Annotated in this window: 16 protein-coding genes; 9 read left to right on the top strand and 7 right to left on the bottom strand. The window is 61.1% G+C overall.

Annotated elements, in window-relative coordinates:
- Positions 1–101 precede the first annotated feature (101 nt).
- The 3 genes from HX793_RS02770 to HX793_RS02780 all read left to right on the top strand — a co-directional run bounded on the left by HX793_RS02770 (position 102) and on the right by HX793_RS02780 (position 4,761).
- Positions 102–1,868, top strand: coding sequence for a sensor histidine kinase (locus tag HX793_RS02770; RefSeq protein WP_177094155.1), 1,767 nt, complete (start codon positions 102–104; stop codon positions 1,866–1,868).
- Positions 1,862–3,187 (top strand): sigma-54-dependent transcriptional regulator, encoded by a 1,326-nt coding sequence (locus HX793_RS02775; RefSeq protein WP_177094141.1) that lies wholly within the window; start codon positions 1,862–1,864, stop codon positions 3,185–3,187. The genes HX793_RS02770 and HX793_RS02775 overlap by 7 nt, the downstream gene beginning before the upstream one ends.
- A gap of 254 nt (positions 3,188–3,441) precedes the next feature.
- Positions 3,442–4,761: an MFS transporter gene (locus HX793_RS02780; RefSeq protein WP_016975486.1), complete on the top strand. Its 1,320-nt coding sequence runs from the start codon at positions 3,442–3,444 to the stop codon at positions 4,759–4,761.
- Between the two features lie 112 nt (positions 4,762–4,873).
- On the opposite strand, the gene HX793_RS02785 is transcribed toward HX793_RS02780, so the two are convergent.
- A complete protein-coding gene (locus HX793_RS02785) occupies positions 4,874–5,629 on the bottom strand; it encodes a COG4705 family protein (RefSeq protein WP_177053396.1) in 756 nt (251 codons plus the stop codon).
- Between the two features lie 145 nt (positions 5,630–5,774).
- On the opposite strand from HX793_RS02785, the gene HX793_RS02790 reads away from it, so the two are divergent.
- Complete coding sequence (locus HX793_RS02790) at positions 5,775–6,395, top strand: flavin reductase family protein (protein ID WP_177059667.1); 621 nt, start codon at positions 5,775–5,777, stop codon at positions 6,393–6,395.
- Positions 6,396–6,494: 99 nt separating this feature from the next.
- On the opposite strand, the gene HX793_RS02795 is transcribed toward HX793_RS02790, so the two are convergent.
- Both HX793_RS02795 and HX793_RS02800 read right to left on the bottom strand, forming a co-directional pair.
- Positions 6,495–6,740, bottom strand: a complete 246-nt coding sequence (locus HX793_RS02795) for a hypothetical protein (RefSeq protein WP_025999669.1) — start codon at positions 6,738–6,740, stop codon at positions 6,495–6,497.
- Between the two features lie 42 nt (positions 6,741–6,782).
- Positions 6,783–7,124, bottom strand: a complete 342-nt coding sequence (locus tag HX793_RS02800) for an antibiotic biosynthesis monooxygenase family protein (RefSeq protein ID WP_010208042.1) — start codon at positions 7,122–7,124, stop codon at positions 6,783–6,785.
- A gap of 328 nt (positions 7,125–7,452) precedes the next feature.
- On the opposite strand from HX793_RS02800, the gene HX793_RS02805 reads away from it, so the two are divergent.
- On the top strand, positions 7,453–8,382 hold the full coding sequence (locus tag HX793_RS02805; RefSeq protein WP_016975491.1) for an AraC family transcriptional regulator: 930 nt from the start codon (positions 7,453–7,455) through the stop codon (positions 8,380–8,382).
- Here HX793_RS02805 and HX793_RS02810 read toward each other — a convergent pair.
- From HX793_RS02810 to edd, 4 genes are all read right to left on the bottom strand, one after another.
- Positions 8,379–9,806 (bottom strand): ATP-binding protein, encoded by a 1,428-nt coding sequence (locus tag HX793_RS02810; protein ID WP_161630237.1) that lies wholly within the window; start codon positions 9,804–9,806, stop codon positions 8,379–8,381. The two genes, HX793_RS02805 and HX793_RS02810, sit on opposite strands and share 4 nt — an antisense overlap.
- Before the next feature lie 31 nt (positions 9,807–9,837).
- Positions 9,838–10,572: a response regulator gene (locus tag HX793_RS02815; RefSeq protein WP_016975493.1), complete on the bottom strand. Its 735-nt coding sequence runs from the start codon at positions 10,570–10,572 to the stop codon at positions 9,838–9,840.
- Between the two features lie 123 nt (positions 10,573–10,695).
- A complete protein-coding gene (locus tag HX793_RS02820; RefSeq protein ID WP_177094139.1) occupies positions 10,696–11,655 on the bottom strand; it encodes a glucokinase in 960 nt (319 codons plus the stop codon).
- The gene (edd, locus tag HX793_RS02825; RefSeq protein ID WP_177094137.1) at positions 11,652–13,478 is read right to left on the bottom strand and encodes a phosphogluconate dehydratase; all 1,827 of its coding nucleotides are present in this window, start codon (positions 13,476–13,478) and stop codon (positions 11,652–11,654) included. The genes HX793_RS02820 and edd overlap by 4 nt, the downstream gene beginning before the upstream one ends.
- 221 nt (positions 13,479–13,699) lie before the next feature.
- Between edd and gap the strand changes: the two genes are divergently transcribed.
- The 4 genes from gap (at position 13,700) to HX793_RS02845 (ending at position 19,136) form a co-directional block, all read left to right on the top strand.
- Positions 13,700–14,701: a type I glyceraldehyde-3-phosphate dehydrogenase gene (gene gap, locus HX793_RS02830; protein WP_016975496.1), complete on the top strand. Its 1,002-nt coding sequence runs from the start codon at positions 13,700–13,702 to the stop codon at positions 14,699–14,701.
- Between the two features lie 184 nt (positions 14,702–14,885).
- The gene (locus HX793_RS02835; protein ID WP_016975497.1) at positions 14,886–15,404 is read left to right on the top strand and encodes an RNA polymerase sigma factor; all 519 of its coding nucleotides are present in this window, start codon (positions 14,886–14,888) and stop codon (positions 15,402–15,404) included.
- A gap of 74 nt (positions 15,405–15,478) precedes the next feature.
- Positions 15,479–16,447, top strand: a complete 969-nt coding sequence (locus tag HX793_RS02840; protein WP_177094134.1) for a FecR family protein — start codon at positions 15,479–15,481, stop codon at positions 16,445–16,447.
- Between the two features lie 115 nt (positions 16,448–16,562).
- A complete protein-coding gene (locus HX793_RS02845; RefSeq protein ID WP_177094132.1) occupies positions 16,563–19,136 on the top strand; it encodes a TonB-dependent receptor in 2,574 nt (857 codons plus the stop codon).
- Positions 19,137–19,142 lie beyond the last annotated feature (6 nt).

Consider the following 19,142-nt stretch of genomic DNA (forward strand, 5'->3'; position numbering starts at 1 on the left):
GCTTCCCCTGCAAACATAAAGGCGACTGCGGCCATGGCCCAGTCGCCTTTTTTATGGCACATGTTATGGTGCACTCCCTTACCGTGCCTGCCCATCACCGTATGATCGTGATCCCTCGCCCCCTGCGCCTGACCTTCTATTCCCTGCTGATCATCGCCGGCGCGCTGCTGGCCGCCGCCTTGGCCACGCGCCATGCCGAACGCCAGGCCTTGGTGGACGACGCCGCCCGTGCCAATCAGCAGCTTGCGCTGTACGCCAACTCGCTGCACACCCTGATCGAACGCTACCGCGCCCTGCCCGCCGTGCTGGCGTTGGACTCGGAAATGATCAATGCCTTGAAGGGCCCGCTGGACGCCGCCACCCAGGATCTTCTCAACCGCAAGCTGGAGCGCATCAACGGTGCGGCGCAGTCCTCCACCCTGGAATTGATGGACCGCACGGGCCTGGCCGTGGCCGCCAGCAACTGGAACCTGCCCAGCAGTTATGTAGGTCACAACTACGCGTTTCGCCCCTATTTCAGCCAGACCTTGAGCCAGGGCACTGGGCGCTTTTACGCGGTGGGCGTGACCACCGGCATACCCGGTTACTTCCTTTCCAGCGCGGTGGTCGATGAACACGAACAGTTCCTCGGCGCGATGGTGGTCAAGCTTGAGTTCCCCGAACTTGAACGTGAGTGGGCCCAAGGCAATGACCTGCTGCTGGTCAGTGATGCGCGTGGCATTGTGTTCATCGCCAATCAACCCGGCTGGCGTTATCGCAACCTGCGGCCGTTGACGGTCAGCGACCTTGCCGAACTCAAGGCCACCCGCCAATACGACAAAAAACACCTGCAAGCGCTGGAAACCAGCACCCTGCAACGCTTCGACGAAAACAGCCACCTGATGCGCGTCAACGGCCCGGATGGCAATGCCAATTACATCTGGGAATCCCTGCCGCTGAAGGCCGAAGGCTGGACCTTGCACCTGCTGCGCAAACCGCAGTTCGCGTTTGAAGATCAACGTAACGCTGGCCTGGCTGCCGCCGGCTCCTGGCTGGCGCTGGTGTTCCTGGTGCTGTTCCTGACCCAGCGCTGGCGCCTGGCCCGCCTGCGCCAGCGCAGTCGCGAAGAGCTTGAACAACTGGTGGAAGAACGCACCCAGGCGCTGCGCACGGCCCAAGATGGCTTGGTGCAATCGGCCAAACTGGCGGCGCTGGGACAGATGTCCGCCGCCCTCGCCCACGAAATCAATCAGCCACTCACCGCCCAGCGCATGCAATTGGCCACATTGCGCCTGCTGCTCGATCACGGTCGTGTCGACGACGCCTACCAGGCGCTCACGCCACTGGACGACATGCTCACGCGCATGGCCGCCCTCACCGGCCACCTCAAGACCTTCGCGCGCAAAAGCCCGAGCGGCCTGCGTGAACGCCTGGACCTGGCTACCGTGGTCGACCAGTCCCTGCACTTGCTTGATGCGCGCCTGCGCGATGAATCCATCGGCGTGGTGCTCGACCTGGCCCGCCCCGCCTGGGTGCGCGGCGATGCGATCCGCCTGGAACAGGTTCTGATCAACCTGCTGCGCAACGCCCTCGATGCCATGGCCGACAAGCCGCGCAAACGCCTGGAAATCCGCCTGCATGCCGACCAACAGCTGTGGCGACTGACCGTCAGCGACAGCGGCGGCGGGATTGCCGACGAGCACCTGAACAGTGTGTTCGACCCGTTCTTCACCACCAAACCTGTGGGCGATGGCCTCGGCTTGGGGCTGGCGGTGTCCTACGCTATCGTGCACGAATTGGGTGGGCGCCTGATCGCCAGCAATCGCGGCGACGGCGCGGTATTTACCCTGACCCTGCCTATCGCGCTGGAGACGCCCGACCTATGTTGAACGCGGTGATTGTGGTCGATGACGAAGCCAGCATCCGCACGGCCGTCGAGCAGTGGTTGAGCCTCTCGGGGTTCGAGGTGCAGTTGTTCAGCCGCGCCGAGGAATGCCTGGCGCAATTGCCCAAGGATTTCCCCGGCGTGATCCTCAGCGATGTGCGCATGCCCGGACTCAGCGGCCTCGAACTGCTGGCCGAGGTACAGCGCCGCGATGCCGATTTACCGGTCATCCTGCTCACCGGTCACGGCGATGTGCCGATGGCCGTCGAAGCCATGCGCGACGGCGCCTACGACTTCCTGGAAAAACCCTTCAGCCCCGATGCCCTGCTCAACAGCCTGCGCCGTGCGTTGGACAAGCGCGGGCTGATCCTGGAGAACCGCCGCCTGCACCAGCAGGCCGATCATCGCGCGCAGTTGGAAACGACCCTGCTCGGTGTGTCGCGAGGTTTGCAAACCTTGCGCCGCCAGGTGCTGGACCTGGCGAGCCTGCCGGTCAACGTACTGATCCGTGGCGAGACCGGCAGCGGTAAGGAAATGGTCGCCCGTTGCCTGCATGATTTTGGCCCACGGTCGAAGAAACCCTTTGTCGCGCTCAATTGCGCCGCCATCCCCGAGCAGTTGTTTGAAGCCGAACTGTTCGGCCACGAAAGCGGCGCGTTTACCGGCGCCCAGGGCAAGCGCATCGGCAAACTGGAATATGCCCACGGTGGCACGCTGTTCCTCGATGAAATCGAAAGCATGCCGCTGGCCCAGCAGGTGAAACTGCTGCGCGTGTTGCAGGAACAGAAGCTTGAACGATTGGGCTCCAACCAAAGTATCCATGTGGACCTGCGCATCATCGCCGCGACCAAGCCGGACCTGTTGGACGAGGCCCGCGCCGGACGCTTTCGCGAGGACCTGGCCTACCGCCTCAACGTCGCGCAATTGCGCCTGCCGCCTTTGCGTGAGCGCCGCGAAGATATCCCGCTGCTGTTCGACCACTTTGCACAGAGCGCCGCCGAGCGCCTGGGCCGCAGCGTCGAGCCCCTGAGCGGCGCGCAACTGGGGCGCCTGCTCAGCCATGACTGGCCGGGCAATGTGCGTGAGTTGGCCAACGTCGCCGAACGTCAGGTGCTCGGCCTTGGCGAGCCGGAACCGGAAGGCATCGAGGCAGGGCAATCTCTGGCCGCTCAGCAGGAAGCGTTCGAAGCCCACTGCCTGAAAGCCGCGTTGACCCGGCACAAGGGCGACATCAAGGCCGTATTGGCCGAGCTGCAACTGCCACGCCGCACCTTCAATGAAAAGATGCAGCGCCATGGGTTGGTGCGGGACACCTTCCTGTAGGAGCTGGCTTGCCAGCGATGGCGTACTTGAGGACGCCATCGCCGGCAAGCCAGCTCCTACAATGGGCAGTGCGCGCCCGCGCCAATAAGCGGATTTCCGCTCACCACCTGAAAATCATCAGCGGCTTTCCGCTCAAAAAAAAACTGCAACCCTTCTATTCCGGGCCTTCATCCACCTGGCACAGCTCCTGCTATAGCTCCAGCCAGGCTGCGCACGCGCCGCTCCATAAAAACAACTAGATGAAGGATCCTTCAATGGATAACTCCAACGCCCTGCCTCTGGGGTCGGCGGCCGCGCCGACGAAAGAGCGCACTACCTCCAGCCGCATCAAATCGATTTTCAGTGGTTCCGTCGGCAATATGGTCGAGTGGTACGACTGGTACGTCTACGCCGCCTTCTCGTTGTACTTCGCCAAGACCTTCTTCCCGAAAGGCGACACCACCGCCCAACTGCTCAACACCGCCGCGATCTTCGCCGTGGGCTTCCTGATGCGCCCAATCGGTGGCTGGCTGATGGGCCTGTACGCCGACAAAGTCGGGCGTAAAAAAGCCCTGATGGCCTCGGTCTACCTGATGTGCTTCGGCTCGTTGCTGATTGCCCTGAGCCCAGGTTATGAAATCATTGGTATCGGTGCACCAATCCTGCTGATCTTTGCCCGTTTGCTGCAGGGCCTGTCGGTCGGCGGCGAATACGGCACCTCCGCCACCTACCTCAGCGAGATGGCGACCAAGGAACGCCGTGGTTTCTACTCCAGCTTCCAGTATGTGACCCTGATCTCCGGCCAACTCATCGCGCTGGGCGTGCTGATCGTGCTGCAACAGCTGCTGACCACCGAGCAACTGTATGCGTGGGGCTGGCGTATCCCGTTCGCCATCGGCGCGCTGTGCGCAGTCGTCGCGCTGTACCTGCGTCGCGGCATGGAAGAAACCGAGTCGTTCACCAAGAAAGAAAAATCCAAGGAAAGCGCGATGCGCACCTTGATGCGCCACCCCAAGGAACTGCTGACCGTAGTCGGCCTGACCATGGGCGGCACCCTGGCGTTCTACACCTACACCACCTACATGCAGAAGTACCTGGTGAACACCGTCGGCATGAGCATTTCCGACTCCACCACCATTTCGGCGGCGACACTGTTCCTGTTCATGTGCCTGCAACCTATCGTCGGCGGGCTGTCAGATAAAGTCGGCCGTCGGCCGATCCTGATCGCCTTCGGTATCCTCGGCACCTTGTTCACCGTGCCGATCCTCACCACCCTGCACACCATCCAGAGCTGGTGGGGCGCGTTCTTCCTGATCATGGCGGCGCTGATCATCGTCAGCGGCTACACCTCGATCAACGCCGTGGTGAAGGCCGAGCTGTTCCCCACCGAAATTCGCGCCCTGGGCGTAGGCCTGCCGTACGCCCTGACCGTATCGATCTTCGGCGGCACCGCTGAATACATCGCGCTGTGGTTCAAGAGCATCGGCATGGAAACCGGCTACTACTGGTATGTGACTGCATGTATTGCAGTGTCGCTAGTGGTCTATGTGACCATGAAGGACACGCGCAAGCATTCACGCATCACCACTGATTAACAGCCTGTCACGGTATAAACCTGTGGGAGCGGGCTTGCTCGCGAATGCGGTGGATCAGTCAATGTTTCCGGTGGCTGATACTCCCTATTCGCGAGCAAGCCCGCTCCCACATTTAGTTTTGTAGTGTCTGGTTGATAGCGCCATACCGGCGCTGCGCATACGATGCACCCACGATCATCACCAGCAACACACCCGCCAACACCGCCGACGAACCCACCGTGCCAAAGTCCAATCCGCCCTTTTCATGGGGCTTGGTGAGGAAGTCTCCCAGCGTTGCGCCGAATGGCCGCGTCAATACAAACGCCACCCAGAACAACAACACCGACGAAATCTGCGTGAAGTACTTGAGCGCAACCACCGCGGCGATGGTCGAGCCGATCAACAACGCGCCTCCAGCAAAACCCAGCCCGGAGTCGTCCGCCAGGAAATCACCCAACGCGGTCCCCAAGGTGTTGGAAAACAGAATCGCCATCCAGTAGAACAGCTCGCCCCGGAAGGTCTGCACCTTGTTCACGTTCAGCGAATCACCACTGAGGTGCCAGAGCGCGAAAATGATCATCAGGATCACGATCAGGATCATCGACCCTGTGGCATAGCCCAGGCCCAGGGTGCGGTCCATGAAGTCGGACATGGTGGTGCCCGCCGTGCTGGTGGACAAGATCACGATCCAGTAGAGCACCGGGTTATAGGTTTTCGAGCGCAGTTGCGTCACCAGGGTGAGCAGGAACACGCTGATCAGCATCATCGAACTGATGGCGTAGCCGACATCCAGGGTCATCGACAGCAAATCCCCAGCGGTCTCGCCCAGGGTGGTTGCGCAGATTTTCATGACCCAGAACGCCAGGGTGATCTGAGGAAGTTTATTCATAGGGGGCAGTCTCTCAATAGGCCGACTGATTGGGCTGTCGACATTGGGCGCAGACTGACGGTGGCGCTGTGAAAAATAGGTGGGCGATGAATGAAAATTCCATAGTATGGCTACTTCATCGAAGCCCACTGCAGGAACATCGGCCATGCCTGACGATATCCATTTCTACGAACCCGCCAACGGCCACGGCCTGCCCCATGACCCGTTCAATGCCATCGTCGGTCCACGGCCGATCGGCTGGATTTCGTCCCACGACAGCGAAGGCCGCCTGAACCTGGCGCCCTACAGCTTCTTCAACGCGTTCAACTACATTCCGCCGATCATCGGGTTTTCCAGTGTCGGTCGTAAAGACAGCCTGAACAACATCGAACAGACCGGCGAGTTTGTGTGGAACCTGGCGACCCGCCCGCTGGCCGAGCAGATGAACCAGAGTTGCGCCCCGGTTTCACCCGAGGTGAATGAGTTCGAATTGTCCGGCCTGACGCCGGTGGCTTCGAAAATCGTGGGCGTGCCACGGGTGGGCGAGAGCCCGGTGTCGTTCGAGTGCAAGGTGACGCAGATCATTCAGCTGCAACGTGCAGACAAGGAACTGGTGCCGAGCTGGCTGGTGCTGGGCGAGGTGGTCGCGGTGCACATTGCCAAGTGGCTGCTCAAGGACGGTATCTACGACACCGCCGCCGCCGAGCCGATCCTGCGTGGCGGCGGCCCGGCGGATTACTTCCAGTTGGGCCCTGAGGCCCTGTTCAAGATGCATCGACCGAAATAAACCCTGTAGGAGCGAGCTTGCTCGCGAAGGGCCTCAACAACAACGCGGGCATCTTGATACGCTGCGGCGCCCTTGGATTTTTCGCGAGCAAGCTCGCTCCTACAGGACGGCGGGTGCCCAGTTCAGCACGCCTTCTTCATCGACATCGACCAACCGCTCAAGCTGCAGGGTGGCCGCATCGTCGGCGTCGGAGGCGGTTTTGAACGTTTGTCCATCAAGGATCTTGTGAAACTGCGGTGCGCCCATGCCATCCAGTGCCTTGACGGCGACGGCGGCGCTGTAGCCACCCTCCCCCGGTACTACGGCGGAAACGGCTTCGTGGTGGGCAAATTGTTTACGTGCCATGTTGCAGGTCCTGGCCAATGGAAAGTTGGCCATTCTAGACCTTCAGCCGGCGAGTTGCAGGTACTCGCCGTAGGCGTGTGCAGCGGATGCGTCAGTAAAGGTCTGGAAGTCCATGCTGCGGACCACCATGTCGTTCAACAGCTCGGTAAAGATCATCAGGGCCGGAGAGTTGAAGTAGGCACTCATCGCCTGCTCGCTGCTCCAGAAGCCCGAGATCAGCCATACATCGGGATCGACCTGGGAATGCTGCAACGAGAATTGCAGGCAACCCTGAGCCTGACGACCCGGTTCGATCAAACTGCTCAAGCGTGCACCAAGTTCGGTGCTGCACCCGGTGCGGGCGCGGATAAAGGCCATATGGCTCGCGGGAATGGGGGTGGACATGTTCGACTCTCCCGTTGAGAAGTGATGCTCGGCAAGCACTGTGAGGGCGTGTTGCCACAGGATCAAAGATAACGGCGCGAATGCGAACGCGGTTAGTCAATTCCTGTCGGCTTATTGCACAATCCTGCGAGAAGCGTAGAGAGGACGTCTGGCGCCGCCGTTTTATTCCAGGGGGCAACTCCTTGTTTCAGGGAGATGACAGGCCCCACGATTGCCTGATTCACGATGCGTCGCAGGATCAGGCAAGGATTGTGCAGAATCGACGTAACACTTTTTGAAAAGCCGCCGCTAAGCTGAGCTCATCGAAGTAGCCAGTAGAGGACGCTCCATGTCGTCGCCCGAACATAAAGCCATCCCCCTCGATGCCGAGATGGAAAAACAGCGCGCCGAACTGGCCAGCATCGTGCACCGGCATACCTGGGAGGACGGCTCCTACGGTACCGCCATCACCACCTTGTTCCTGAACCGCCACAACACGCCGCGTGACTTCATGCCGGTACTGGTGGAGCCCGCCCTGTGCATTCTGGCCAGCGGCAGCAAGGAAGTGCGCCTGGCTGACGAGATCTTTGCCTACGACCCACTCAACTACCTGGTGTTCTCGGTGGCGATGCCGGTGGCCGGGCGGATCATCGAGGCCACCCCGGAAGACCCGAACCTGTCGGTGCGCATCAATATCGACCCGGCACAACTGACGGCCTTGATCGCAGAAGCAGGTCCGATGGGCGTGCCGTCGCGCCCGACCTCCCGTGGCATGTATGTCGACCGCATTGACGGCCAACTGCTCGACGCCGTGCTGCGCCTGGCGCGCCTGCTGGACTCGCCCAAAGACATCGCCATGCTGGCGCCGCTGATCAACCGCGAGATTCTTTATCGCCTGCTGCGGGGTCCACAGGGTTATCGCCTGTATGAAATCGCCGTGGCCAACAGTCAGAGCCATCGGGTCAGCCAGGCGATCAAATGGTTGAACGGCAACTACGAGCAACCGCTGCGCATCGACGACCTGGCCAAGGAAGTGAACCTAAGCGTCTCGACCTTGCACCACCGCTTCAAGGCGATCACCGCCATGAGCCCGTTGCAGTACCAGAAGCAACTGCGCTTGCAGGAAGCGCGGCGGTTGATGATCGCCGAAGGGTTGGAAGCGTCGGCGGCGGGGTATCGCGTGGGGTATGAAAGCCCGTCGCAGTTCAGCCGCGAATACAGCCGGTTGTTTGGTGCGCCGCCGTTGCGTGACCTGGCCCGATTGCGCCAGAGCATTTAGTCGAGGGTGCGCGGGAGTTGCAACGTCACCCGCAACCCACCCTCACGCAAATTCTGCAAACTCACTTCGCCACCATGGCTGTGGGCAATGTTGCGCGCAATCCCCAACCCCAAGCCATAGCCCTGTTGCTGCCCGGCCAGGCGGAAGTGCGGTTCGAAGACTTGCTCCAGGCGTTGCTCGGGCACACCGGGGCCTTCGTCATCCACATGCAGGATAAATTCCACGCCATCGTCTTCGATGCGCAGATGGGCGTTCTGCCCGTACTTCAATGCGTTGTCGATCAGGTTGCCGATGCAACGCTTGAGCGCCAGCGGCTTGCCCGGATACGTCGTCAACGCCCGCCCATGCTGGGTCACGCGCCCATTACCGTTCGGCGCCAGGTAGGGTTCCACCAGGCAATCGAGCACATGATTCAGGTCGACCGGTTCGATGTTTTCGTGGATATCCGTATCTTTCACGCATTGCAGCGCGCCCTTCACCAACAATTCCAACTCATCCAGGTCGCGGCCGAACTTGGTCTGCAGGTTCTCGTCTTCCAGCAATTCCACGCGCAGGCGCAGGCGGGTGATCGGTGTGCGCAAGTCGTGGGAAATCGCGCTGAACAACTGGCTGCGCTCGGTCAGGTAACGGCTGATGCGCTCGCGCATGGCATTGAACGCTCGGCCCACTTCCACCACTTCGCTGCCGCCACCTTCGGCCACCGGTTCTACGTCGGCGCCCAGGGACATGTCCCGCGCGGCCCGCGCCAAGCGCTTGAGAGGGCGACTTTGCCAGTGCACCAGCAGGCCGATGAACAGCAACAGGAAACCGCTGGTCAGCACGATAAACCACACCTGCTGGGACGGCAGGCCTTGCTCTTCAAGACTGGTGTAGGGCTCGGGCAATAGCGAGGCGATGTACAGCCATTCACCAGGCGCGAGCTGAATCTGAGTGACCAGCACCGGCGGGTTCACCGGCTCCAGGGTCAATGCGTAGTGGGCCCATGAACGCGGCAATTCATCGAGCTTCAGGCCGGCGTTGAAGATACGCAGGTCTTCGGCGCTGACGAACTCCACCGAGATATGCACATCGGCGCCGAGGGTTTGTTTCAGCACTTCATCGACCGCTTCAAGCACGGCCTGCTTACGCGGGGTCTGCGGCAGGATGGCCATGTCCAGCGGACGATCATTGAGGGTCACGACGAAACGCGTGCCGCCCATGCTGCGCAATTGGTCGAGGACCAATGGGCGATAGGCCACCGGCAATGAACGGAAATAACTCACGCTGGCGGTCATCGAATGCGCCAGGCTGCGGGCGCTGGTGACCAGGCCTTCGAGCTGGGTGGCGCGCAACTGCGAGACCCAGATCACGCTGGACAGCGCCTGGGCAAACAACACTGCCAGCAGCGTCAGCAACAGCATGCGCCCCAGCAACGAACGGGGCACCGGGAAGCGGCGGCGGCGCTCAGTCAGATGTTCAGTGGGCATTGCCGGCAACCACGCTGGCTGCCAGTTGATAACCGCTGCCGCGCACGGTACGGATCAGCCTCGGGGGTTTTTCAGTGTCGCGCAGGCGTTGGCGCAAACGGCTGACGGCCATGTCGACGATACGGTCCAGCGGCATCAGGTCACGGCCACGGGTAGCGTTGCCGATGGTGTCGCGGTCGAGGATCTGTTGCGGATGGTCGAGAAACAATTTGAGCAGGGCGAAATCGGCCCCGGAAAGGATCACTTCCTCGCCATCCACATGGAACAGGCGGTGGCTGATCATGTCCAGGCGCCATTCATCAAACACCAACACTTCGCCACCACTGCTGCGTTCCTGGCCAAACTGGCAGCGACGCAACAGGGCTTTGATCCGCGCCTGCAACTCGCGGGGGCTGAAAGGCTTGCCAATGTAATCGTCGGCGCCCAGCTCCAGGCCGATCACGCGGTCGGCCTCGTCGGAACTGGCGGTGAGCATGATGATCGGCACCTGCGCCTGGCGCGGGTGCTGGCGGATCCAGCGGCAAAGGCTGAAGCCGTCTTCGTCCGGCAACATCACATCGAGGATGACCAGGTCGCACGGCGCCTCGTTCATCGCCTGGCGGAACCCCGCGCCATCTGGCACGCCACGCACCTGGAAACCGGCGCGACTGAGGTAGGTCTGCAGCAATTCGCGGATTTCCTGGTCGTCGTCGACGAGGAGAATCGATTTACTGATTACGCTCACGGGGTCCTCCTTGTTGTTATGGCCAATCTGTAGGAGCGAGCTTGCTCGCGAAAATCCTGAAGCTGCTGCGTATCACCTGATGCGCTGCATTATCGTTAACGTTCTTCGCGAGCAAGCTCGCTCCTACACGGCAAAGGCCTGCTCAAGCGCGACGCCAGCCCCGGTCAAACCGGAATACGGCGCGGTTACCAACCACACCGGAATGCCCTTGAAGTAGTCGCTCATGCAGCCTTTGTCACTGAAACTCTTGGCAAAGCCGCTGTTGATAAAGAAGTCGGCAAACCTCGGTATCACCCCGCCCACGATGTACACGCCACCGCGTCCACCGGTGGTCAGCACATTGTTGCCAGCGACGCGGCCCAGCCAGATGCTGAACTGGTTCAATACTTCCATCGCCACCGGGTCACCGGCCAGGCCTGCGGCCGTGATGGCCTCGGGGGTTTCCAGTACCGGCGTGTGGCCGTCGACCGCGCAAATGGCACGGTACAGACGCGGCAAGCCGCCACCGCTCAAGGCGGTTTCGGCGCTGACGTGGCCGATCTCAGTGTAGATGTGCTGCCACAGTTGGGTTTCACGCGGGCTGCTCAGGGGCAGGTCGACATGCCCGCCCTCCCCCGGCAATGCCGCAAAGCGCCCAGCGCCCAAATCCAGCAAAGTGCCGACCCCCAGGCCAGTGCCAGGGCCAATCACTACCGCCGGGCGCAACGGCTCCGGCGTACCCTCGCAGACCACGCGGAATTCGTCGGGCTTGAGGCGGGTCATGCCCAGGGCCATGGCCGAGAAGTCATTGACCAGCAGCAGTTCATCGACCTGCAACGTCTTGCAAAACGCAGTCTTGCTCAGGCGCCAGTGATTATTGGTGAATTTAAATTCATCACCACTCACCGGCCCGGCCACCGACAGGCACACCGCGCCGATGTCGCCGATTTGCAGGCCTTCCTCTTTGAGGTAAACCTTGATCGCGTCTTCAGGGCTGGAGTGATCCGCCGTGGCATGCACGCGGATCGAATGCAGTTCCTGATCGCGCCACAACGCGAAACGGGCGTTGGTGCCCCCGATATCACCGACCAGCGCAAGCTTCACTTAAGCGTCTCCAAGGCAGAGGTAAAGGCGCTGGCGCCCTGCTCTGCGGAGCTTGCGGCCAAGCGCATAAATGCAAACAGCTCGCGACCGGCCCCCACGTTATTGCCCAACAGGCCCGTGGCAGGCGCGCGCGCTGCAAATTCGTCGGCGTCCACCTTAAGCTCCAAGGTGCCCTTCACGCCATCCACGCGAATGATATCGCCATCGCGCACCCGCGCCAGTGGCCCGCCGCTCTGGGCTTCGGGGTTGACGTGGATCGCGGCGGGGATCTTACCCGACGCGCCGGACATACGCCCGTCTGTTACCAGTGCGACTTTGAAGCCACGGTCCTGCAACACGCCGAGGAACGGCGTCATCTTGTGCAATTCGGGCATGCCATTGGAGCGCGGGCCCTGGAAGCGCATGACGGCCACGAAGTCTTTTTCCAACTGACCGGCCTTGAACGCGTCGGCCAGGTCTTGCTGGTCCTGGAACACCACCGCCGGTGCTTCAACAATCTGGTGCTCCGGCGCCACGGCCGAGACTTTCATCACGCCGCGACCGAGGTTGCCTTCCATCACGCGCAAGCCGCCTTCCGGCGAGAACGCACGAGCGACGGGGCGCAGGATGCTTTCGTCGAGGCTTTCGATGGGGCCATCGCGCCAGATCAATTCGCCGTCGACCAGGAAGGGTTCCTGGGTGTAGCGGCTCAGGCCAAAGCCTGCCACGGTGTTGACGTCCTCGTGAAGCAGGCCGGCTTCGAGCAGTTCGCGGATCAGGAACGACATGCCGCCCGCCGCCTGGAAGTGGTTGATGTCGGCCTTGCCGTTCGGATACACGTGGGACAGGGTCGGCACCACCTCGGAGAGGTCAGCCATATCGTCCCAGGTGAGAATAATGCCCGCCGACATGGCGATCGCCGGCATGTGCAGGGTGTGGTTGGTCGAACCACCGGTGGCGTTGAGGGCGATGATGGAGTTGACGATGGATTTCTCGTCGACGATCTCGCCGATCGGCATGAAGCTGCCGTTGGCCTTGGTCAGGCGCGTGACCTGGTGCGCGGCTTCGCGGGTCAGTGCATCGCGCAGCGGCGTGTACGGGTTGACGAACGAGGCGCCCGGCAAGTGCAGGCCCATCACTTCCATCAGCAACTGGTTGGTGTTGGCGGTGCCGTAGAAGGTGCAGGTGCCAGGGCTGTGGTAGGACTTCATCTCCGATTCCAACAACTCTTCGCGGGTGGCCTTGCCTTCGGCGTAGCGCTGACGCACGTCGGCTTTCTGCTTGTTGGAGATGCCCGACGGCATCGGGCCGCCCGGCACGAAGATCATCGGCAGGTGGCCGTAGCGCAGCGCGCCCATCATCAGGCCGGGGACGATTTTGTCGCAAATGCCCAGCATCAGCGCGGCATCGAACATGTTGTGGGACAGCGCTACCGCCGTGGACATGGCAATGACTTCACGGCTGAGCAGGCTCAGCTCCATGCCAGGCTCGCCCTGGGTCACGCCGTCACACATGGCAGGGGTGCCGCCGGCGAACTGGCCGACCGAGCCGACTTCGCGCAGGGCTTTCTTGATTTGTTCAGGGAAATGTTCGTACGGCTGGTGCGCCGAGAGCATGTCGTTATATGACGAAACAATTGCCACGTTGGCGGCATTCATCATGCGCAGACTATTTTTATCTTCAGTGCCGCAACCGGCCACGCCGTGGGCGAAGTTGGCGCATTGCAGCTTGCCGCGCATCGGACCGTCGGTGGCTGCACCGCGAATGAGCGCAAGGTAGGCCTGGCGGGTGGCGCGGCTACGGGCGATAAGCCGTTCGGTGACCTCAAGAACGCGGGGATGCATGTGTAGAACTCCAGGCTAACGGATGTGGCGACCTGAGTGTCTATGCTGATCAAACGCCCGCAGCGCATGGGATGGCAGGGAGTCGTTTGGATCATCGGACCAGTTGATTCAGGTCACTCGTTGTAGATTGAACAAAATATTGCCACTAAAAAGGCTTGTTTTCTATTTTTATGCGAATAATCTTGTAATTCTTACAACAAATCGACGACAGGCACTCTCCAATGACTCTTCGTATCGCAATCAATGGTTTTGGCCGTATCGGCCGTAATGTCCTGCGCGCACTGTATACCCAAGGCTACCGCCAGGATTTGCAGATCGTCGCCATCAACGATCTGGGCGACAGTTCGATCAATGCCCACCTGCTCAAATACGACACCGTGCATGGCACTTTCGAAGCAGAGGTCGCCCACGATCAGGAAAGCCTGACCGTCAACGGTGACCGGATTGCCGTCAGTGCCATTCGCAACCCAGCCGACCTGCCGTGGGCTGCGCACAAGATCGACGTGGTGTTTGAATGCACCGGCCTGTTCACTGACCGTGACAAGGCGGCTGCCCATATTACCGCTGGCGCGCGCAAGGTGATCATTTCCGCACCGGCCAAGGGCGCGGACGCTACCGTGGTCTACGGCGTGAACCATGACATTCTGCGCCAATCCCACCAGATCATCTCCAACGCCTCGTGCACCACCAACTGCCTGGCGCCTGTGGCTCAGGTGCTGCACCGCGAGTTGGGCATCGAAAGTGGCCTGATGACTACGATCCACGCCTACACCAACGACCAGAACCTGACCGACGTCTACCACACCGACCCGTACCGCGCGCGTTCGGCCACCCAGAACATGATCCCGAGCAAGACCGGCGCCGCTGAAGCCGTCGGCCTGGTACTGCCGGAACTGGCGGGCAAGCTGACCGGCATGGCGGTGCGTGTACCGGTGATCAACGTGTCGCTGGTGGACCTCACCGTGCAGTTGAAGAAAGAAGCCACTGCCGAACAGGTCAACGCGCTGCTCAAGGATGCCAGCCAGCATTCGAAGATTCTGGGTTACAACACCTTGCCGCTGGTTTCCAGCGACTTCAACCACAACCCGTTGTCGTCGATCTTCGATGCCAATCACACCAAAGTCAGTGGCAAGTTGCTGAAAGTGCTGGCGTGGTATGACAACGAGTGGGGCTTCTCCAACCGTATGCTGGATAACTGCCTGGCGCTCTGCAACGCGGAATAATCCCCAACCTCCTGTAGGAGCGAGCTTGCTCGCGAAAAACGCACCGTCACCGCGTTCATCCAGGTTGTCAGCGTTATCGTTGACGACTTTCGCGAGCAAGCTCGCTCCTACAGTTAAACGTGCTACTTGCCATTTGCGTTGATGATAAGCATTATCATTAACTGCAAACCGGTCTGGTATCACTGTGAGCCAATCTCGCTTCAACCACGTCTTTCTCACCCAACGGGTGATTCTGCTTCGCACCTTGCAGCGGATGGTGAATAACCACAGCACCGCCGAGGACCTGCTGCAGGAAACCTACCTGCGCGTCACTCGGGCCCTGAGCGAGCGGCCGATCGATCACCTTGAACCTTTCGTGTATCAGACGGCGCGCAACCTGGCGCTGGATCACCTGCGTGCGCGCAGGATCCAGGCCCGCACGCTGCAGGAAGATGTTCCGCTGGATGTCCTGCAAAGCGTCGCTGCCCCCATCAGCACACCCGAAGATGCCACCCAGGCCGAGCAAATGCTTGAAGCCTTGAGCGTCAGCCTGGGCCAGTTGAGCGCCCGCCAACAGCAGATCTTCATCCTCAGTCGCCTGCATGGTTGCAGTTACCAGGAGATCGCCGATCAGTTGGAAGTGTCCTTGAGCACCGTGCAAAAGGAACTCAAATTGATTATGGCCATCTGCGTAGGTGTGGCCGAACGGCTGGATCGGCCTTAAGCTTCACCCGACAGAAGCGTCGATCCAGGCTGTAGGAAAGTTGAATAGAACGTGGCGAAGACCCGAGGAACACCGTGACGGACCCGAATAAACTGCGCCCCCATGAGCTGGCTCATGAGGTGTTGCAAGACACGGCTATGGACCAAGCCCTCGACTGGCTGATCGCCTTGCAGTGCCCGCAACCCGGGCAGCAAGCCGAATTCGAAGCGTGGCTGGCCAGCGATCCCGCCCACATTCATGCCTTTGCCAAGGCCCAGGCCGCCTGGGGTGGAGCGCCGGTGCACAGCGCCGCCGTCGCACTGGCCGTACCGCGCAAGCCCAGCGCCTGGCGTCGAATCAAACCGCATTGGAAACCGCTGGCTACCGCCGCCGTGCTGCTGATCGGCCTGTTCAGCTTCAGCAACCTGCCGGTACGCCTGCAGGCCGACCACCTCACCGTGGTGGGCGAACGCCAGCGCGTGCAACTGGACGACGGCTCCAAGGTGCTGCTGAACACCAACTCAGCGTTTTCCAGCAGCATCAAGGACCACCAGCGCATCGCCCGCCTGTACCAGGGCGAGGCGTTTTTCGAAATCGTGCCCAGCCACGGCCTGCCCCTGGAAATCGACGCCGGCCCCGTGCGCGCCAGCGTGCGCGACACCGCCTTCGCCGTGCGTTACCTGAATGGCGAAGCCCAAGTGCAGGTGCAACGCGGCGATGTGGACCTGAGCAACACTTTCGATGATGCCCGCGTGCGCCTGCGCGCCGGGGAAAGTATCCGCATCGGGCCCAAGGGCTTCGGCCAGCCGGCCAAGTTGGACGCCAACAAGGACTTGGCCTGGGTGCAAGGCCGGCTGATCTTCGAAAACTGCCCGATGAGCGAAGTGCTCGCCGAGCTGCGTCGCTATTACCCTGGTTGGATCGTCAACACCAATGACCAACTGGCCAGTGTCGCCGTTACCGGCAATTACCGCCTCGACCAGCCCTTGGACGTGGTGCGCTCCCTGGCCCACATCACCTCGGCCAAGCTGTCGGAATACCCGGCGCTGGTGATCTTGAACTAAATGAGAATTATTTTTACTCGATAGCTGAGGGTGGTACGTCTCGTCTTAGCCAATGCAACTGATTCCTATTTGTTTCAGTTCGCAACTATAAGATTCGTACCCCGGAGCGCTCTCGATGTCCTCTTGTTTCAACCGCCGGTCCTCTTCGCCCGTCCTGTCCTTGCTGACGGCCGCCATTCTGCTGGCCGGTGCGCCAGTAATGACCGCCACCGCCGCCGAACCTGCTGCACGCAGTCACGGCAACTACAACTTCAGCATCGAGCAGCAGTCGCTGGTCTCGGCCCTCAACGCCTTTACCGCGGTGACCGGCTGGCAAGTCGGCCTGCCCGCAGAATTGGGCCAGGGTGTGTCGTCGCCTGGCGTGCGCGGCCCGCTGCCGCCGGAAAAAGCCCTGGACCGGCTGTTGGTGGGGACCAACCTGAGCTATCGCAAACTGGGCAGCAACAATATCGTCCTGGAAAAACGCGCAGCGGGCAGCACCCTCAACCTGCAACAGGTGACCATCAGCGCCACCCGCAATGAGCAGGACGTGAGCAGCGTACCGAGCACCGTCAGCGTGCATGATCGCGAAGAGCTGGACCGCCAGAACGTGAATACCATCCGCGAGCTGGTGCGCTACGAGCCCGGCGTCTCGGTCGGTGGCGCCGGCAACCGCTCCAGCAATGCCGGCTACAACATCCGCGGCATCGACGGTGACCGTATCCTCACTCAGGTCGATGGTGTGGAAGTGCCGGACAACTTCTTCAACGGCCCCTACGCCAAGACCCGTCGCAACTACGTCGACCCGGAGATCGTCAAGCGCGTCGAAATCCTGCGCGGCCCGGCCTCGGCCCTGTACGGCAGCAGCGCCATTGGCGGCGCGGTGAGTTACTTCACCCTCGACCCTGACGACATCATCAAGCCCGGCAAGGACGTTGGCGCCCGCCTCAAGACCGGCTACAGCTCCGCCGATGAAAGCTGGCTGACCTCTGGCACCTTCGCTGGCCGCGTGCAGGACTTCGACGGTTTGCTGCACCTGAGCCAGCGCAACGGTCATGAAATGGAGTCCTACGACGGCAACAACGCCACCGGCCTGGCCCGCACCGGCGCCAACCCGGAAGATGCGCGCACCACCAACATCCTGGCCAAGCTGGGCTGGAATTATGGTGAAGACAATCGCCTCGGCCTAACTTACGAGAAGTACAAGGACGATCGCGACACCAACCAGAAAAGTGCCGTCGGTGGCCCCTTCAACGCAGGCCCCTTCGTCAGCAACCTGTACCGCGCACGCAGCGGCAACGACACCATTACCCGTGAGCGTTTCGGCATCGAAAACCGCTTCGCCCTCGACTCGCCGATTGCCGATCACATCAAGACCAGCCTCAACTACCAGATCGCCAAGACCGACCAGACCACCGAAGAAGTCTACGTGTCCGGTGGCCGCCGCGTGTTGCGTGACCGTGAGACGCTGTATCAGGAAAAGCAGTGGGTCTTTGACGCACAGCTCGATAAAGCCTTCGCGATCGGCGACACCGACCACCTGGTGACCTACGGCACGACGCTCAAGCAAGCCAAGGTCACCGGCTCCCGTGACGGTGGCGCCACCTGCCTGGCAGTGGGTGGCACGGGCTGTACCGCCGTTGGCGCGCCCAGTACCAATATCAATGACCGGGTAGTCCGCGCCAGCGACTTCCCGGATCCGACCATCAACACCTACTCGCTGTTCGCCCAGGACCAGATTGCCTGGGATAAATGGACCTTCCTGCCCGCCGTCCGTTATGACTACACCCAACTCAAGCCCAAGCTGACCCAAGACTTCCTCAATACCGTCGACCCAACACGGATCTACGATCACAGCGATTCTGAAAAGACCTGGCACCGTGTCACGCCAAAATTCGGCCTGACTTACGCGCTGACCGATAACTACACCTGGTTCGGCCAATACGCCGAAGGTTTCCGTACGCCGTCCGCGAAGGCATTGTTCGGTCGTTTCGAAAACATCCAACAGGGTTATACCGTTGCACCCAACCCGGACCTCAAGCCGGAAAGCAGCAAAGGCATTGAAACCGGGATTCGTGGCAACTTTGATTCCGGCTCGTTTGATGTGGCGGTGTACTACAACAAATACCGTGATTTCATCGACGAAGACTCAGTAGCTGCAGGCAGTACCGTCGAGCAATTCCAGGCAAAAAATATCAAGCACGCCACCATCAAGGGGGTTGAAGCCAAGGGTCGCCTGAATCTGGACGCCTTCGGCGCGCCGCAAGGCCTGTACACCCTGGGTTCGGTGGCTTACACCTACGGTCGTAACGACGACACGGGCGAGCCGCTCAACAGCGTCAACCCGCTCAAGGGCGTATTCGGCCTGGGTTATGAGCAGGAACAGTACGGCGGTCTGGTCAGCTGGACCCTGGTCAAGAAACAGGACCGCGTCGACAGCACCACCTTCCACGCGCCCGACGGCAGCACCGGCGCGCCCTTCAAGACACCGGGCTTTGGCGTCCTGGACCTGACGGCCTTCTACAAAGTCACCAACGACGTGACCATCAATGGCGGCCTCTACAACCTGACCGACAAGAAGTACTGGAACTGGGACGACGTACGCAGCTACGACGGCGTCGGCGAAGCTGGCGTGACCTCCCCGGCCAACCTCGACCGCCTGACCCAGCCGGGTCGCAACTTTGCGATCAACGTGATCTGGGACATCTGATCCGCC

It is taken from the genome of Pseudomonas reactans (assembly GCF_013387025.1).
In the GTDB taxonomy this organism is placed as follows: Bacteria; Pseudomonadota; Gammaproteobacteria; order Pseudomonadales; family Pseudomonadaceae; genus Aquipseudomonas; species Aquipseudomonas reactans.